This window comes from Peribacillus sp. FSL M8-0224, from assembly GCF_038003055.1.
Taxonomy (GTDB): Bacteria; Bacillota; Bacilli; order Bacillales; family DSM-1321; genus Peribacillus; species Peribacillus frigoritolerans.
This window is the reverse complement of sequence record NZ_JBBOOJ010000001.1, coordinates 790,495-806,960: the sequence shown is the minus strand read 5'-3', so window position 1 is coordinate 806,960 and position 16,466 is coordinate 790,495. Positions and strand designations below refer to the sequence as shown.

The 16,466-nt window shown below is 43.0% G+C and carries 13 protein-coding genes and 1 pseudogene; 3 read left to right on the top strand and 11 right to left on the bottom strand.

What is annotated here, in order from left to right:
* Nucleotides 1-29 precede the first annotated feature (29 nt).
* The 3 genes and pseudogenes from MKX49_RS03855 to MKX49_RS03845 form a co-directional block, all read right to left on the bottom strand.
* Nucleotides 30-346: pseudogene (locus tag MKX49_RS03855) on the bottom strand (transposase); the annotation flags it as partial.
* A gap of 308 nt (nucleotides 347-654) precedes the next feature.
* Nucleotides 655-1,587: a catalase family peroxidase gene (locus tag MKX49_RS03850; RefSeq protein WP_340875105.1), complete on the bottom strand. Its 933-nt coding sequence runs from the start codon at nucleotides 1,585-1,587 to the stop codon at nucleotides 655-657.
* A 222-nt stretch (nucleotides 1,588-1,809) separates the two neighbouring features.
* Nucleotides 1,810-2,238 carry an Lrp/AsnC family transcriptional regulator gene (locus MKX49_RS03845; protein WP_340875103.1) on the bottom strand — a complete coding sequence of 143 codons (429 nt, stop codon included), beginning with the start codon at nucleotides 2,236-2,238 and terminating at the stop codon, nucleotides 1,810-1,812.
* Nucleotides 2,239-2,356: 118 nt separating this feature from the next.
* Between MKX49_RS03845 and MKX49_RS03840 the strand changes: the two genes are divergently transcribed.
* On the top strand, nucleotides 2,357-2,755 hold the full coding sequence (locus MKX49_RS03840) for a carboxymuconolactone decarboxylase family protein (RefSeq protein WP_340875100.1): 399 nt from the start codon (nucleotides 2,357-2,359) through the stop codon (nucleotides 2,753-2,755).
* Between the two features lie 115 nt (nucleotides 2,756-2,870).
* Here the strand turns inward: MKX49_RS03840 and MKX49_RS03835 are convergent, their stop codons facing one another.
* The gene (locus tag MKX49_RS03835; RefSeq protein ID WP_048687446.1) at nucleotides 2,871-3,338 is read right to left on the bottom strand and encodes an Lrp/AsnC family transcriptional regulator; all 468 of its coding nucleotides are present in this window, start codon (nucleotides 3,336-3,338) and stop codon (nucleotides 2,871-2,873) included.
* A gap of 173 nt (nucleotides 3,339-3,511) precedes the next feature.
* On the opposite strand from MKX49_RS03835, the gene hisC reads away from it, so the two are divergent.
* Nucleotides 3,512-4,624 carry a histidinol-phosphate transaminase gene (gene hisC, locus MKX49_RS03830; protein ID WP_251538512.1) on the top strand — a complete coding sequence of 371 codons (1,113 nt, stop codon included), beginning with the start codon at nucleotides 3,512-3,514 and terminating at the stop codon, nucleotides 4,622-4,624.
* Nucleotides 4,625-4,717: 93 nt separating this feature from the next.
* On the opposite strand, the gene MKX49_RS03825 is transcribed toward hisC, so the two are convergent.
* The 6 genes from MKX49_RS03825 to iadA form a co-directional block, all read right to left on the bottom strand.
* The gene (locus MKX49_RS03825; protein ID WP_340875095.1) at nucleotides 4,718-6,097 is read right to left on the bottom strand and encodes an amino acid permease; all 1,380 of its coding nucleotides are present in this window, start codon (nucleotides 6,095-6,097) and stop codon (nucleotides 4,718-4,720) included.
* Nucleotides 6,098-6,463: 366 nt separating this feature from the next.
* Nucleotides 6,464-7,888, bottom strand: a complete 1,425-nt coding sequence (gene lpdA, locus MKX49_RS03820) for a dihydrolipoyl dehydrogenase (RefSeq protein WP_072272527.1) — start codon at nucleotides 7,886-7,888, stop codon at nucleotides 6,464-6,466.
* Complete coding sequence (locus MKX49_RS03815) at nucleotides 7,889-9,145, bottom strand: dihydrolipoamide acetyltransferase family protein (RefSeq protein WP_340875092.1); 1,257 nt, start codon at nucleotides 9,143-9,145, stop codon at nucleotides 7,889-7,891. It lies immediately after the preceding gene.
* A 26-nt stretch (nucleotides 9,146-9,171) separates the two neighbouring features.
* Nucleotides 9,172-10,155 carry an alpha-ketoacid dehydrogenase subunit beta gene (locus MKX49_RS03810; RefSeq protein WP_340878463.1) on the bottom strand — a complete coding sequence of 328 codons (984 nt, stop codon included), beginning with the start codon at nucleotides 10,153-10,155 and terminating at the stop codon, nucleotides 9,172-9,174.
* Nucleotides 10,155-11,267, bottom strand: coding sequence for a pyruvate dehydrogenase (acetyl-transferring) E1 component subunit alpha (pdhA, locus tag MKX49_RS03805; RefSeq protein WP_340875090.1), 1,113 nt, complete (start codon nucleotides 11,265-11,267; stop codon nucleotides 10,155-10,157). Before pdhA ends, MKX49_RS03810 begins: the two co-directional genes overlap by 1 nt.
* A gap of 1,300 nt (nucleotides 11,268-12,567) precedes the next feature.
* On the bottom strand, nucleotides 12,568-13,743 hold the full coding sequence (iadA, locus tag MKX49_RS03800) for a beta-aspartyl-peptidase (RefSeq protein WP_340875087.1): 1,176 nt from the start codon (nucleotides 13,741-13,743) through the stop codon (nucleotides 12,568-12,570).
* Nucleotides 13,744-13,937: 194 nt separating this feature from the next.
* Between iadA and MKX49_RS03795 the strand changes: the two genes are divergently transcribed.
* Nucleotides 13,938-14,246: a hypothetical protein gene (locus MKX49_RS03795; RefSeq protein ID WP_034314818.1), complete on the top strand. Its 309-nt coding sequence runs from the start codon at nucleotides 13,938-13,940 to the stop codon at nucleotides 14,244-14,246.
* Between the two features lie 190 nt (nucleotides 14,247-14,436).
* Here the strand turns inward: MKX49_RS03795 and MKX49_RS03790 are convergent, their stop codons facing one another.
* Nucleotides 14,437-16,434 (bottom strand): transglycosylase domain-containing protein, encoded by a 1,998-nt coding sequence (locus MKX49_RS03790; protein ID WP_340875085.1) that lies wholly within the window; start codon nucleotides 16,432-16,434, stop codon nucleotides 14,437-14,439.
* Between the last annotated feature and the right edge of the window lie 32 nt (nucleotides 16,435-16,466).

Sequence of the window (16,466 nt, the reverse complement as noted above, 5' to 3'; positions counted from 1 at the left end):
TCTTAAAATGGAATTCAGATTGGTCTCATCCCGAACGTGGAGTAGGAGGCACTTTATCATGGAAACCATAGCCTAAAAACCAGCGGTAAGCCATATTTGTTTCAACTTCTTCAATTGTTTTACGCATTGAACGAATTCCGAAGCTATATTGAATGAAAGTCAGTTTAACTTATATAACTGGATCAATACTTGGGCCTTCTACCTCTGAATACATGCCTCCAAATCATAAATGAAAGAGAAGTCAATGGCAGGCTCCATTTTAAGAACTAAGTTGCGCTGGCACCAGTTGATCTAAAGTAATTATTTCAAGTCGATTCCGCTGAATAGAATCATGTTTAGAAAGCATCCTCATCACCTCAGGTTTTAATACTTCTATACAAATATGACTCTAGGCAAAAATGTTCTATCAAAAAGGTAAAACAAAGTTGATTGGAACGGAAGGTACGAGACTCCTGCGGGAAAAGCGCGTCCAGGGGAGACCCCGCAGGCGAAAGCGAGGAGGCTCACCGACCGCCCGCGGAAAGCGAGTGCCCTACGTTCCAATCAACGTCCAAATTGTACAAGCCATAAAAATAGACAAACTCGATTTTCATCGAGTTTGTCTACATTCAAGGGAACCCCTTTGGTAAGGGGGTTCCCTTTTCTTGATTTGATTCATTGGTTTTTTATCCGACGTTCATATGAAACGGCATACGCACCATGGCGAAAATGCAAGATCTGGTCTTCCGAGCATTCGATTCCTTCAGGAATATTGGTTGGATCAAACAATAAAGTATCTTTACACACTTCCAATTTTTTAGAGATCATTAAATGCCCTATCGTGATTACCTGTTTATCTTCCGACCAAGCTGTAGTCGGATCGTCAGTCGGGTCATTTTCCCCTCCTATTTGGATGTTCAATTTAAAGCCCACCGGTCCTTCTTTAAGCCTTTTTTCCATTTCTTCTTCCAGATACTCCGGCGAATGCTCGGCCACCTCCCTTTTTTCTAACATACTAAGGCCCGCATCTGGCACCCACTCGTACTTGATTGCCTGCCGCCTTCCTTCCTTGTTAATGAAATAGAATGCGTGAATGGAGTAATATTGGCACGTTGAAAAACTGGCTGGAGAACGCATTTCTTTAAGCATTTGCAAGCTTGCCTTGCTTTCAGGGTATTTCCACAGGATTTTTGCAAGCTCTTTCAGATTGGGGAAACCTTCCTTTGCAGATTGGAAAAAGCCAGCAATATCAACAAACGCTTGCGGTGTTTTCGCAAAGAATAACGGAATGGTCACAGTAATAAGATCTGACACCTTTCCATTCGGCAAATGAAACTTGACTGCCATGCCCTTTACAGGGGAAATGGCATCAGGATGGCTTGGAATCGGTGAGCTATTTGAAAACCGAATGATCACCGGCACGGCTTCATCCTGTAGATGCGAAGCCACCGTTAAGGGGGACGCTTTTCCGTTTGGGGTAAAAACCCCCTCATAAACATATCCCCTTGCATGCACACGCCGATAACCAGGATGTGTTCCTGCTACATTTTCAATCAAATTTACTGCTTCCCTGGCCAGTCCAGGTTTGTAGTCGTCGGTTCCTTCCATGATACCTCACCCCACCTTTTCAGATTATAATCCATTATTACATGTACCCCTTATCCCATTAGCTTATTCTTTCTTGAATCACCGAAAGCATTGATTGCAAAAAAAACACCTGGCGCTGCAAACATATGTCATATCTTTATGGACACGTGATTTTATCCATTAATTCTAGAACCGTTCAAAATGATCAGCATATACAGATCTCTTTTTCTTCCATAAAAATACTCATTCCTGTTCCGGCTCCACCTGTGAAAGGATCACATGGGTAACGGTTGCCGCAAAAGGAATGGTCCGATTGATGAATTCCTCCACTTCTTCAAGGCTCTGAGTGTGGATTTTCAGCATAAAGCAAGCCTGCCCGGCAATTCGATAACAAAAGTCAACATTCGGCACCTTGGAGATATACTTTTTGAATTTCTCATATTCCCCATTTTTTATCGTAGCTTCCACGATACACTCAATTGGAAAACCTATCATTTTATGATCAATCTCGGCAACATACCCTTTAATGATTCCGAACGACTCCATTTGCCGTACCCGTTCGGCAACGGTGGGGGCCGAGAGGTTTACTTTCTTTGCCAATTCCCTCATGGAGATTCGGCTATTCAACGTTAATTCGGCAAGGATGCTCTGGTCTTTCTCATCTATTTTCATTTTTAAATTATTCTCCTTCTTCTCTTTACATTCATTCATTATTAAACCGCATTACTTTACAAACGGAATTAAAATTTCTGGATTTTTATATTAGGATTATCTCAAAGGAGAGATGTTCATGACAAGAATAAAAAAATCATCAAAGGGCTCCAGTCCATTTCAAAGATTATTTCATTCTGAAGAGATTTCGCATAAATGGTCGGACCTCTCAGATTGCATATCTGCAAATGGGAAACTTTCGGAGAAATTGAAGGAAAACGTCAGAAGAGTGCTGGCATACGGTAATGGCTGCTCATACTGTCAGGCAAAAGGGACTCCGCTAAAGCCGGAAGATATGAAAGAAAGCTATGCAATTGCCTTTGCGGAAGTATTTCTCTTGCAACGTGAAAAAACGGAGGAAAAGTTTTTCCAAGTATTGAAGGAAGTGTTCAGTGATGAAGAGATTTCTGAACTATTGGCATTCATTTGTTTTACAACCGCCCAGCAATATTTCGGGGCTTTGATGGATTTACAATAACACCAAAAAAGGAACAGGCCCTCCGCCTCGTTCCTTTCTGTAAAAAACCTAAATCCTACCCTTCATCAGTTTGAACGATATCCGAATCCTTAATCAGCATCAGTTGAATGACCGCCTAGGATTTCGCACCATGATCCTCCATTTCATTGATCCTTGGAAGAATGGAGCGGGAAGGTACCGGGGATGTCAAAACCACAGATGTATTCAGATGTCCATAGGGTATTAATCGATCTATCAGTAATCTCATGCTGTCCATATCAGCTAAAGCCGCTTTCAAAAAATATCCAACTGTTCCTGTTACACGGTGGCACTCGATAATGTCTAAATCATTTTTCACTAATTGCTCAAAATCGGTAACAGGAACCTTAAGTTCACTCACCTGAATGAACACAAGTACACCCCTTCCTATTGCCAAAGGGGAAACCCTTGCGCTGAACCCCTCAATGATCCCCTTTTCTTGCAGGCGGTACATTCGTTCAGAGATGCTAGGTCGACTGAGAGCCAATTTCTTCGATAGTTCACTAATCGTAATGCGTCCATCTTTTTGTAAAAGTTCCAGTAAACTGACATCTATTTCATCCATGAAGCAACCGCCTTTCATAATGAAGGAATATAAGCATATATTTCTTTAAAATGTTGTATGGATAGTGAAAAATACATTCTTTTTTGTATGTAATTTTAACAGTTAATATTCTATCATTAAAATAATCAAATAGAAAAAGAAAATTCAGAATTTACCAAAGGGAGGAACCTGCATTGACCTTTACTAAAATCCCGGTTCGACAAAACATCGAAAGCATTCGCCCATATGTTTCCGGCAAGCCAATTGAAGAAGTGCAACGTGAACTTGGTCTTGAAACGATCGTTAAATTGGCATCCAATGAGAACCCATTCGGTTACTCACCTCTAGCAAAAGAAGCCATGCTTGCCGAAATGGAGCAAACCTCCTTTTATCCTGAAGGTATGGCGCCTGCATTAGCTGAAAAGCTGGCAAGAAAATTGAAGATCGATAAAGATCATATCATTTTAGGCAATGGATCTGATGAAGTGATACGTTTGTTGACACGAACCTATATCCAACAAAATGATGAAGTCATCATGGCTGATGTGACCTTTCCACGCTATGAAACGAATGTATTGATTGACGGCGGCACACCTGTAAAGATTCCTCTTATCAATGGTGTACATGACCTCCAGGGTATGTATGAAGCCATAACAGAAAAAACGAGAATGATATTCGTCTGTAATCCCAATAATCCGACAGGAACGATCGTTCAAAAAGAAAAGTTACGCTCTTTTATCGAGAAGGTGCCGAAACATATTTTACTGATCGTTGATGAAGCATACTATGAATATGTCGATGATGCAGAATATTTAGAAACCTTGCCGCTTCTCAAAATGCATTCAAATCTGGTTATCTTACGCACTTTTTCAAAGATTTATGGACTGGCTGCTTTAAGGATTGGATACGGTTTAATGGATGCCTCCATCATACAAGAGCTAGTTAAAGTGAAGGAACCCTTCAATACCAATCGTTTAGCACAGGCTGCGGCATTCGCTTCCCTCGACGACGATCCATTTGTTGAGAATTGTGTTCGTAAGAATGAGGAAGGAAGAAGATATTTAGAAAATGAACTAAGCAAGATGGGTTTAACATTCTTCCCTTCACATGCCAACTTCTTGATGGTCGAATTGAACCAGCCTGGCAGGGACATTTTTGAGAAGTTATTAATCCAGGGTGTCATCATCCGTTCAGGTCATTTGCTAGGCTATGAAAATACTATCCGCGTGACCATCGGCACTCCGCTTGAAAACGAGAGATTCATAGCATCCTTACAACATATAATCAATAAAACATCTGGAGCATGACCAATCGAAATGAAGTTGCAGAATATCAGTGATCAGTAATGAAAGATACGCCATGGACGCCTTTGCCCATGTCGTATCTTTTTTACGTGGATTTTATTTAGCGATATTCTTTTCTATTATAGGTGTTTCCTGTTTGTCCACATTTTTAAATTTAAAAATCGAAATCGAGATTAAGGCAGCCAACACAATCAGGCAAGCAATGATACTGATCCGATTCTGTTCACTGAACACGAACGTGACACAAATGATGCTTAAGGTGATTATGGTAAACAAGGTTACATATGGAAATCCCCATAATTTAAAACTCGGAGCTTTGGGATATGAATTGCGAAGTTTAAGCTGCGCTAAACAGATGCTGATCCATACAAGTGATACTACAAAACCCGGAAACGCCATTAATAGAGTAAATGCCTTGTCCTGAGCAACGAAAGTAATCATGGAGCCGACGACCAATACACCTGCACTTAATATCAAACTGTACATGGGAACGCCATTTTTTGATACATAAGAGAACGACTTGGGAGCTTCCCCTTCTGCAGCTAAAGAATGAAGCATTCGGGTACACCCATATATTCCAGAGTTAGCAGCTGATAAGACGGCCGTAATCAAAATGAAATTCATGATATGTGCAGATCCCTGAAAACCTGACATGGACAAAACTTGTACAAACGGACTTGCCTGGTCGCCAATTTCATTCCACGGAATCAAACCGCAGATTACAAGTATCGGTAAGGTGAAGAATAATACGACTCTCCAAATATAGTTTTTAATGACCTTAGGTAAAATGCGCTCTGCATCCTTTGCTTCCGTTACCGTCACCCCTATTAACTCGGAACCGCCATAGGAGAACATGACGATCAGTAATGCCGAAAAGATGGACATCCACCCATTTGGGAAAAATCCTCCATGCCCTGTGAAGTTTTGCAGATAATTAGATCCGCCGCTTGGGATGACTCCAAATAAAATACAGGCTCCCAATATGATGAATAAGATGATCATTGTAATTTTAATGCCGGCAAACCAAAATTCGAATTCACCATAATTTTTGACATTCATCATGTTAATTCCAATGATGAAAGCTGTACACCCTAAACTTAATATCCATAACGGGATTGCCGGGAGCCAATACTGCAAGAAGCTTCCTGCCACCACTACCTCAATGACACAAACGGACAGCCACATAAAACAATACATCCAGCCTACGATGAAGGAAAAGCGCTTACCGAATGCTTTCTGAACGAAGCCTTTCATATTCGTATTTGGATAGACAATTGCCATTTCCGCTATAGCACCCATGACTACAAGCAGTAATAATCCTGCAAAGATATAAGTGAATATGACTCCTGGCCCTGCTAACGATATGGTTTCGGCACTTCCTTTAAAAATCCCAGTACCTATTGCCCCTCCCATTGCCATCATGCTAATATGCCTTGGCAATAATTTCTTTTGCAATGACCCACCATTTGACTCCATTACATTTGCCTCCTTCATTCCATAATTTTCTCGTATAAATTAAACCCATTTCAATCGTTGAATGGCGAATAGATATGTTATCTCATCAACCGTTATGGTTTAGGAGTGGAAGGATCCAAAGCCTTATTGAAAACTCTATACTTCCCCAAAGTAAAAATGATATCAATATGCCGATGGTTTTACAAGAGGGAATCATTGCAGGCCAATACGGCCCCTGTTTCGTCAAACGCCGGGACGGATTTTCGAAATGGAGTGAATTTACTGATAGCCTTGCCTTTCGGGGACAATTACCAGGTTTTTGACTCCATTAAGATAAAACATTCTAATCGGGGACTACATTGGTAATCCCCATTACTTTACCTTTTCCTATTTATTTACGATGTGAATTGCATGTCCCAAAACTGCCTCAGCCGCTTCCAGCCACCCCTCGGTCAAGGTCGGATGAGGATGCATGCTGAGGGCTATATCTTCGACCCGAGCCGCCAGCTCAAGGGCAAGGACCCCTTCACCTATAAGGTTGGAAGCATCAGCACCTACCATATGCATTCCGAGCAATATATGGCTATCGGCATCCACGATCACTTCGGCAAATCCCTCCGTTTCATTCGTTGCTAACGCCCTTCCGTTGGCACTGAACGGAAATTTGCCAACCTTGACGCTGTATCCCTGTTGTTCAGCTTCTTCACGGCTTAAACCAACACCAGCTATTTGTGGTTCCGAAAAGATTACATAGGGAACATAAGGCGAGTCAACGGCACTTGGCAGCCCCGCTATCACTTCAGCTGCCACGATTCCCTGTTTGGACGCTCGATGGGCAAGAGCCGGACCAGGCGTAGTATCACCGATGGCAAAGATGTGCGGTACATTTGTACGGCATTCCATATCCACTGCTATATGGCCTTTCTCGCCAACCGTCACTCCAGCCCGATTCAGGCCAATTTCTTCAGTGTTGGGGATCCTGCCAATTGTAACCAGTGACTTTTCGCTCACGACGGCTTCCGTCCCCTGTTCTTCCGAGGAAACAAGAAGATGCACTTGACCATCCACTACACTCGCTTTCTCTACCCTAGAGGATGTTTTGATATTGATCCCAAGCTTCTTGGCATTCCGGGTGACTTCCTTTACCAGGTTTTCAGCAACGTGGGGGAGTATGCGATTGTCCATCTCAATGATGGTCACTTTAGTACCCAGCTTTGCAAATGCCATACCCAGCTCGATTCCGATATATCCTCCGCCAATGATCGACAAGCTTGCTGGAACTTCCTTCAGCTGCAAAGATGATGTTGAATCCAATATATATTCTCCATCGACTTTAATGAAGGATGGAATGAAAGGCCTGGACCCCGTCGCAATAATTGCCTGTTCAAACTTGTAGGTTTCAAAATCGCCATCGGTTTCAACCCCAATGCGGTCATCAGATAAAAAAGTTGCTTGGCCTTTAACCACCGTCACTCCGTTTTCCTTACACAAATGGGCAATACCTTGCCCCAACTGGGATGTGATGCCCGCTTTCCAATCCTGCCAAACTCCCAAGTCCATAGTGGTTCCTTCCTGAGGTAGCCGGATCCCCATTTTCCCTAAATCGTTAAGCCCATGATATCGATCAGCTGCGTGAATCAATGCTTTTGAAGGTATACAGCCCCGATTAAGGCAAACCCCGCCCAGCTTATCCTTTTCAATCAGCACGACCGATTTTCCTAACTGGCCGAGACGGATAGCCGCAGCATATCCTCCCGGACCTCCTCCCATGATGACAACATCCGTCTCAACAGCAACTTCCCCTACTACCATTTATCTCATCTCCACAACTAAACGAATTGGATTTTCCAGCAATTCCTTGATTTTATTGGTGAATTGCACCGCTGTTACCCCATCAATCAAACGATGATCGAAAGAAAGAGACATATTCATCATTAACCGGATAACACCTTCCAAATCGCGAACGACCATTCGATGTTCCATTTTATGCAAAGCTAATATGGCCGCTTCCGGATAGTTAATGATCGGGGTAGCGTGCATCCCTCCGATAGGTCCTACATTGCTAATGGTAAATGTACTGCCTGTGATTTGATCAATACTCAACTTTCCTTCACGGGCTTGAGCTGCCAATTGCCTGATTTCATCAGCCAGTTGGAAAATGGTTTTTTGATCGGCATGTTTGATCACTGGAACAATGAGACCCTCGTTTGTATTCGTCGCAATTCCAATATGATAATAATTTTTCAGGATGATTTCATTGGTCCTTTCATCAATTGAAGCGTTTAGTGTTTTGAACTCCTTTAAGGCGATGACAATGGCCTTAACGAAAAAAGGCAAAAAAGTCAATTTTATATCCTTATCATCTGAATACTCCTTTAATTGATTTTTAAATTCCTTCAATCGGTCCATTTCCAATTCATCTACATGGGTTACATGAGGAATGGTCGAAACTGACTTCACCATATGTTCAGCGATTTTTTTACGAATGCCTTTAAGCGGAATCCGCTCTTCCCGCTCATTTCCCATTATCGGGGCCATCTCTTGACCCGTCTTGTTATCATGCTGTTTGGCCTTTTCCCGTGTAAATGAATCATTCTCTTTAAACTGCTTCAAGTCACTTTCGGTAATTCGCCCAGCCGGACCGGAGCCTTTAACCTTCTCGATATCAATCTTCATTTCCCTGGCCATTTGACGCACGAATGGTGTTGCCAGCGCACGCACTGCCTGATGATGATGTTTAGTCGTAATATGCTGCGCATTGACATTTACATCACCGGATTGCCCGACTTGGTTTTCTTCTTCACTAATGCCAGTATCCGGAACTGACACATCGTTCTCTTCCTGAATTGTGAATATAGTGGTTCCCACTTCCACGATATCCCCTACGGAAAAAAATATTTTCTTAACCACTCCCGCTGCCGGAGCTGTCAATTCCGCATTGACTTTATCCGTTTGCACCTCAACAATGGGTTGGTCCTGTTTTACCGCATCCCCTTCCTTGATGAGCCATTGGATAATTTCCCCTTCATGCATCCCTTCCCCTACATCAGGAAGTTTAAATTCCATCATGCGTCATCCTCCTTCTCCCTTAATCATTAAAATGATATCGTTTCGACAATTCCTTTTTTTACACGTTCAACAGTCGGTAAATAATGATCTTCTATTGTAAACGGCGGAACCGGTACATCAAATCCTGTTACACGCTTAATCGGCGCTTTCAGGTAAATAAGAGCTTCATCATTAATGATGGAGATAATCTCCGCACCTAGACCGGCAGTCTTGTGGGCTTCATGGACGATTAATGCACGACCTGTCTTTTTAATGGATTGCACGATCGAATCCCTATCTAAAGGGTATAAAGTTCTAAGATCGACCACTTCACACTTCCAGCCTTTTTCTGCTTCAATCTTTTTCGCGGCATTCAATGCCTCCCTTAACATGGCCCCCCATGCAAAAATGGTCAGGTCGCTTCCCTCCTGGACCACTTTTGCTTGACCGATTGGTATTCGGTACCTTTCGTCTGGAACTTCTTCCTTAAAAGCCCGATACAATTTAGTCGGTTCCAAAAAAATCACTGGATCTGGATCTTCGAGCGCTGAAATGAGCAGCCCTTTTGCGTCATATGGATTACTGGGTGCAACCACCTTTAAACCCGGAGTATGGGCAAAGAAGGTTTCGACACTTTCGGAATGAAGTTCAGGACCCCTGATTCCGGCACCATATGGCGTACGGATTACGATGGGCACCCCAAATTGCCCACGAGTACGATACCTCATACGGGCAGCATGGGAAACGAGCTGCTCGAACCCCGGATAAATAAAGGCGAGAAACTGGATCTCCACTATGGGCAGCATTCCGTTAAGAGCCAAACCAATGGCAGAGCCGATGATTCCGGATTCAGCTAATGGCGTATCCACAACTCGATCTTTTCCATACTTCTCATAAAGTCCTTCCGTCGCTCGAAAAACCCCGCCATTCACGCCAATATCCTCACCCAAGATCATCACGCGATCATCATGACCCAGCATTTGGTCCAGCGCTTCCGTAATAGCCTGGAGCATCGTTAAATTTTTGCCCATCATTTCTTCCCGCCTTTCCTTAAGATTTGGTTCAATTCCTGCTTCTGTTCCTTAAGATGCCATGTCTCCTCTGCATATACATGGTTAAACATTTCGAGCGGGTCGGATTTCGGATACGCTTCGGCCTTTTTAAGGTGGGCATCGATCAGTTCGTTGAATTGCTTTAACACCAATTCTTCCTGCTCTTCATTCCAATGACCCTCTTTATTCAAATACTTTCTAAGGCGTGTAATGGGATCGCGGTTTTCCCTCCAGAACGTTGAAATTTCGTCCTGATCGCGATATATGTTCGGATTGTCTGCAGTAGTATGGGCGCCATAGCGAAAGGTAATGGCTTCGATTAATGTAGGCCCTTCCCCTTTAAGCGCTCTTTCGACAGCCTCCTTTACAGTCATCCATACGGCAAAAATATCATTCCCATCCACCCGCACCCCATGGATGTCATAAGCAGCAGCACGCTGGGATATTGTTTTTGATGCCGATTGCTTTTCAAAAGGGACACTGATTGCGTAGCCATTATTTTGGCAGAAAAAGATTGTCGGGGTTTTATAAACGCCGGCAAAATTCAGTGCTTCATGAAAGTCCCCTTCAGAAGTCGCTCCATCGCCAAAATAGGCGATGCTAACATTCTTTTCGCCTTTAAGCTTACTTGCCCAAGCCGTTCCAACTGCATGAACCATTTGAGTGGCAATTGGAACACTTGGAGGCAATATCCTTTTTCCTTCTGGACAAATCGAACCATCAAAATGCGCCATCCAGTATAGGAAAACACGGTATAATTCCTGTCCATGAATGATTGCCGCTCCATGATCACGGTATGTGGGAAACATCCAGTCCCCTGCCGACAATGCCAAAGCGCTTCCTGCTTGGGACGCTTCCTGCCCTTCGAAAGGTGCATAAGTCCCGATCCTGCCTTGGCGCTGGAGATTAATTGATTTTCGGTCAAATGTTCTGAGCAGGAGCATGCTCTCATACATCTTTAACATAAGTGATTTATCGATTTTTCCATCAATCGCTTCAATGATTTCCCCATCAGAAGTCAATACACGAAACATTTCCGGCTCAACTCCGCTTGAATGCGCTTTCATTATTGGGTTTCCCGTCTTTTCCATTTCATTTCTCCCCTTAAGATAGATTTGTTTCGCAAACTTACCTAGGTTTTGAACAGTCATGAAATAACAGCCCAAAATGTTTTTATTAATCTTTCTGTCTGTGATTAAATGCTGTTTCATAAACTACATTTCCTTATATAAAAGGATAATACATCCATGTTTTTAATAATATGTTAAATAGAATGAATTTTTTACATATTACCTTTATTTAGAAGATGTTTTCTGATACTTCACCTTCATTTTGAAAATGAGAGCCTTTAATGGGAAATTTCATAATGATTACCTTCAAAATGTGATATGCTCCCGACAGATTTAGAACCTTCATCCCAAAAGTATCCAGCACAAAAAAGACCCATTATATAATATATGGGTCTTAGGCTGTATAAAAACTCCAAGAAATCAGTTGCCTACGTTTTTTTCAACAGACAGTTAATTTCAGAAATCCGCATCCCTTTCCGCCGACTGCCTGCCAAGCCACATCAAAGCAAGCGCCTGCGGGGCCTCGGCTAGCCAGTTTTTCGGCAGGAGTGTCGCATATTTCTTCCATCCAATGAGGATTACAGGTGAAAAACTTAAAGGATAAACTAGTCTAAAACTTGGTTCGGAATAGACCAGCCTGCAGTTTTTTCTAGAAAACATTGCTTATGATTTCAGAAACCCGCTCCCTTTCCGCCGACTGGCTGCCAAGCCTCCTCGACGCAAGCGTCTGTGGGGTCTCGGCTAGCCAGTTTTTCGGCAGGAGTGTCGCAAATTTCTTCCATCCATTAAGGAGTACAAGAAAAAACATGAAGGATAAACTAGTCAATTAAACATGGTTCGGAATAAGACGAGCCAGCATTTTTTTTAAATAACACAAAGGTGATTGGAACGGAAGGCGCGAGACTCCTGCGGGAAAAGCGTGGCATAGGAGACCCCGCAGGCGCGCCGAGGAGGCTCCCGCCCGCCCGCGGAAAGCGAGTGCATGAAGTTGAAATCAACGTTCCCATTTTACAAACCCACGAAAAAGCTGTCGGCAAACAATTATTATCTAGTTTTGTAAACAAAAGGGCTCTATCTAATTAAAACAAAGGTGATTGCAACGGAAGGTACGAGACTCCTGCGGGAAAAGCGCGTCAAGGGAGAGCCCGCAGGCGCGCCGAGGAGGCTCCCGCCCGCCCGCGGAAGTCGAGTGTATGAAGTTGAAAAAAATCATTACACATACCCTCTTTCAGGGATCCGAAATTAGATCAATGTTACCCTTTTTGCATTTCAGGATGGGGTAGGACCCGCAACGGGAATTGCACCCAAAGGTAGAAAAGGTCTATTTTTCAAATGTTCCTTTAACGACAGCATGGCCATCTTTGACCATCATCTGCCCCATCGCGATAACACTATTTATTTCTAAAGTTCGTTGATTCATCATGATGATATCCGCGTCCTTACCTACCGAAAGCTTTCCCTTTGCAGAAAGCTTTAAAATGTTTGCCGGGTTTTCCGTCACAACTCGTAGGGCATCGGCAATTGTCACTCCATCCTCGAGCACCGCATCGACAACACATTCATATAAGGACATGCATGTACCAATGTTCAAACCACGCAGGTTGCCGCTTCCATCGAAGTCAGGCAGGCTGGCTTGCCCATCTGAAGTTATGGTGATCTGTCCGATTTCAACGCCTTCTTCTAGAGCCATTTTAATTGCTGTACTTGCTTTGACCTCTCCTTCTTCGAGGAATTTCTGGATTGTACTTGTCGTAAAATCTATATACCCCCCCTTTTTTGCATATTCCACCCCTGCATTGAATAAATGCGGATTTCGGTTTATATGTGTAGGGTAGAACTGAGTGATCGGAATTTCCGTTGTTTCGACAACTTCTTCAATTACATGCAAATGATCTAGACTGTCGCCGACATGTATGTTTACTATACCGCTTTTCCCTGATAACAGACCTCCATTACGTGCCTGCGAGGCCAGCTTAGCGAGTTCGGCTGCAGTCGGCTGCGAAGAACGGTGATCGGCAATGGCTATTTCGCCAACACCAATAATTTTATCCACAAGAATCAAATCATCCTCGATCTTACCGGTTAACGTCTTGACTGGAACTTGATACGAACCAGTCTGAACGAAGCAGCTAATTCCTTCTTCTTCAAGCGCTTTCGCTTTAGCGAGAAGTGCAGGCATCGTCCTTGTCGTTCCATCTGTGCCGATGACCCCTACCAATGTCGTTATACCCGCTAAAGTGGCATCTGTTAATTGGATTTCAGGTGTCCTCGTTTTAAAGCCCCCTTCCCCGCCTCCGCCGATAATATGTACGTGAGCATCTATAAAACCCGGAGCCACAATTTGACCACTCGCATCAATCACTATCATTTCAACGAAATTGGCAGGTACATCAATCTTGTCCTCAATGAAGCCAATTTGCTTTCCAACCAAGAGGATATCTTTTTGGCCCATATATTCCGGACCATAAAGCTCCCCATTTTTAATAAGTGTGAGCATTGTTCGTTCCCCCTTAAAAAATTGAAATTTTCAAATAGGTTTCAAAATCTTTCACTCGGGTAAATATACAACATGACCCGCTAACAATTACATAAAAAAGTCCAAAACATACTTGTTCATTTTTAAACGTTGTAGCTGAATTGACATCTTGATTATGCTTTTCCAAAAGTATAAAAACAAAAGGAGTAAACGACATGAATAAAGTGATTTCTTCTGACATTCAAACAAATAAAAGATTATCCATGCGACAAATCATGAACCTATATCAAGTTACAAAAGAATTTAAAGGAAATATATATTTTATCTGCAACCATAAATTGGTCGATGCCAAGAAACTTTCGACTTTCGTATCCTTTGTGCTCATTCTTCAAGAGTGTGCAACCATGAAAGTCATACTTGAAGGCGAGAATGTACACGCCATGCTTGAAAAAGTACAGGCTATTTGTAAAGAAAATGATGAAAGTGCATTTCGTTTCCAATCGAACCAAACCGTAAATATTTAAATGATTCCAACTACTTTTTGAAGAGGGTGTATTTATATGAGAACCATTTTAATGGTGATAGGCGCAATCGTCGTAATCGGCATAATAGCAAATCTCATTTTTTAAGAATGATGAAAGACTGTCAATGATTGACAGTCTTTTTTTGTTGATTTGATTCAGAAAGGCTTGATCATGCTCCCGTACCTGGGAATCACCACGGAACCTCCCAGTCCCTCCATTTATTCAAGCCTTCCCGTATTTCATTTCCTTTGTCAATCCAATATTGTCTCCTCTTCTCCTCTTCTTCCTTCTCCTGTTGCTCAGCTATAAGTGCCTGTTGTTCTGCTATAAGCGGACCGATATCTTGAGCTTTAAAAGATTGAGCAGCTTGATTCTGTAAGGCTTTCGACATTATTTTTTGAAAGATGAGTGCACTTCCCTGACTGCTGTGTGTCGTTAGATAATGTTTTGCGTCCGTCTTATCATATCCCGCCCAAACAGCACCGACCAGCGAAGGTGAATAACCGATGAACCATTGATCTTTAACCCCTGATACTCCTTCGATGGGAACTTGTGTAGATCCTGTTTTACCTGCTATTTCATAACCGGAAACAGCCGCGTTTTTCGCTGTGCCATATTCCACTGTTCCAAGCAGCATGGCATTCATTTTGTCGACGGCGCCTACAGAGGTCACTTTGGTGCTTTTCTCTTTCCAGGCGGCAACCTCTTTTCCATCGGCATTTTCTATCCTTACAATGGCGTGGGTTTCCATCCGTTCCCCTTCGTTGGCGAAAGCGGAAAAGGCTCCTGCCATCTGCAGCGGGGACACACCTTTTTTCATCCCTCCTAAAGCGATAGACAGGTTTCGATCATCCTTGTCATATGGAATCCCAAACCGCTTAAGTGAATCAAGCCCCCTATCGATGCCAATCTCATTCAATAGCCAAACCGTCGGTACATTCAAGGAATTCATCACCGCTTCATACATGGGGACTTCTCCTTTATATTGACCACTCAGGTTTGTTGGCTCATATTCACCGAAGCTCATTTTTTCATCCTTTAAAGGGTCAGTGATATCATATCCCTCTTCAACAGCCGGCGTGTAAACGACAAGCGGTTTAATGGATGAACCAGGAGACCTTGTCAGTTGGGTTGCCCGGTTATATCCCATGAATTGGTGTTCACCTCTCCCGCCGACAAGTGCTTTTATGCCGCCCGTTTCAGGATCAAGAAGGACAGACCCGCTTTGAACCAGTTCCTCTGTACTCGTTCCAACCGGAAAATTGGCTGGATTCTCATACACGGTTTCTGTAGCCTGCTGCATGGACTGGTCCAGGGTCGTGTAAATTTTATACCCCTTTGAAAGCAGCTCCTCAAGCTTAATTCCATATTTACTCGATGCTTCCGATAAAACATGATCGACATAATAAGGATACTTACCTCTTAATGGATCGGTTTCCTTCTCCCCCATAAGAAGTGTCACCGAATCTTTTTTTGCGGCCGCTTCTTCATCTTTCGTCAAATAACCATGTTCCGCCATTCGCGAAAGAACCAAATCACGCCGCTTCACTGCACCGTCCAAATTCTTGTATGGATCAAGTTTGGATGGCAAGTTAATGACTCCCGCAAGCAAAGCTCCCTCGGCAACGGTCAATTCAGAGACCTCTTTGGAAAAATAAATATTTGCAGCCTTTTTGATTCCCCATGCCCCATGGCCAAAATAAACTTGATTCAAATACATTTCCAGGATTTCATCTTTTGTATATTGATTTTCAACTTCCTGGGCTAGAAAAAACTCTTCTATCTTTCTCTTCAGTGTTCGATCTGATTCCAGCATCGTGATTTTCACAAGCTGCTGGGTGAGCGTGCTCCCGCCTTCAACAACACTTCCAGCCTTCGCATTTTTAACCAAAGCCCGCATGATCCCTTGATAATCTATGCCGTGATGTTCATAAAAACGGTGATCCTCAATGGAAACCACCGCTTGTTTCATATGTTCCGGTATTTCATCTATCGCAACGCCCTCGGATTTATTTGCCGTGATCGTACTGGCTAGATTCCCATCCAGATCATAGATCCCTGTCGGTTGCTGAAGACTATTTTCAAGATGACTTATATCAGCACCCTGCTTGAAATACAATAGTGAACCGGCGCCTAAAACCGCAATCGCCAATATTATAATTAGACCTAATTTCACTAACCCTCTCATTTGTACCCCCATTTTTCCATCTGCGACATGTT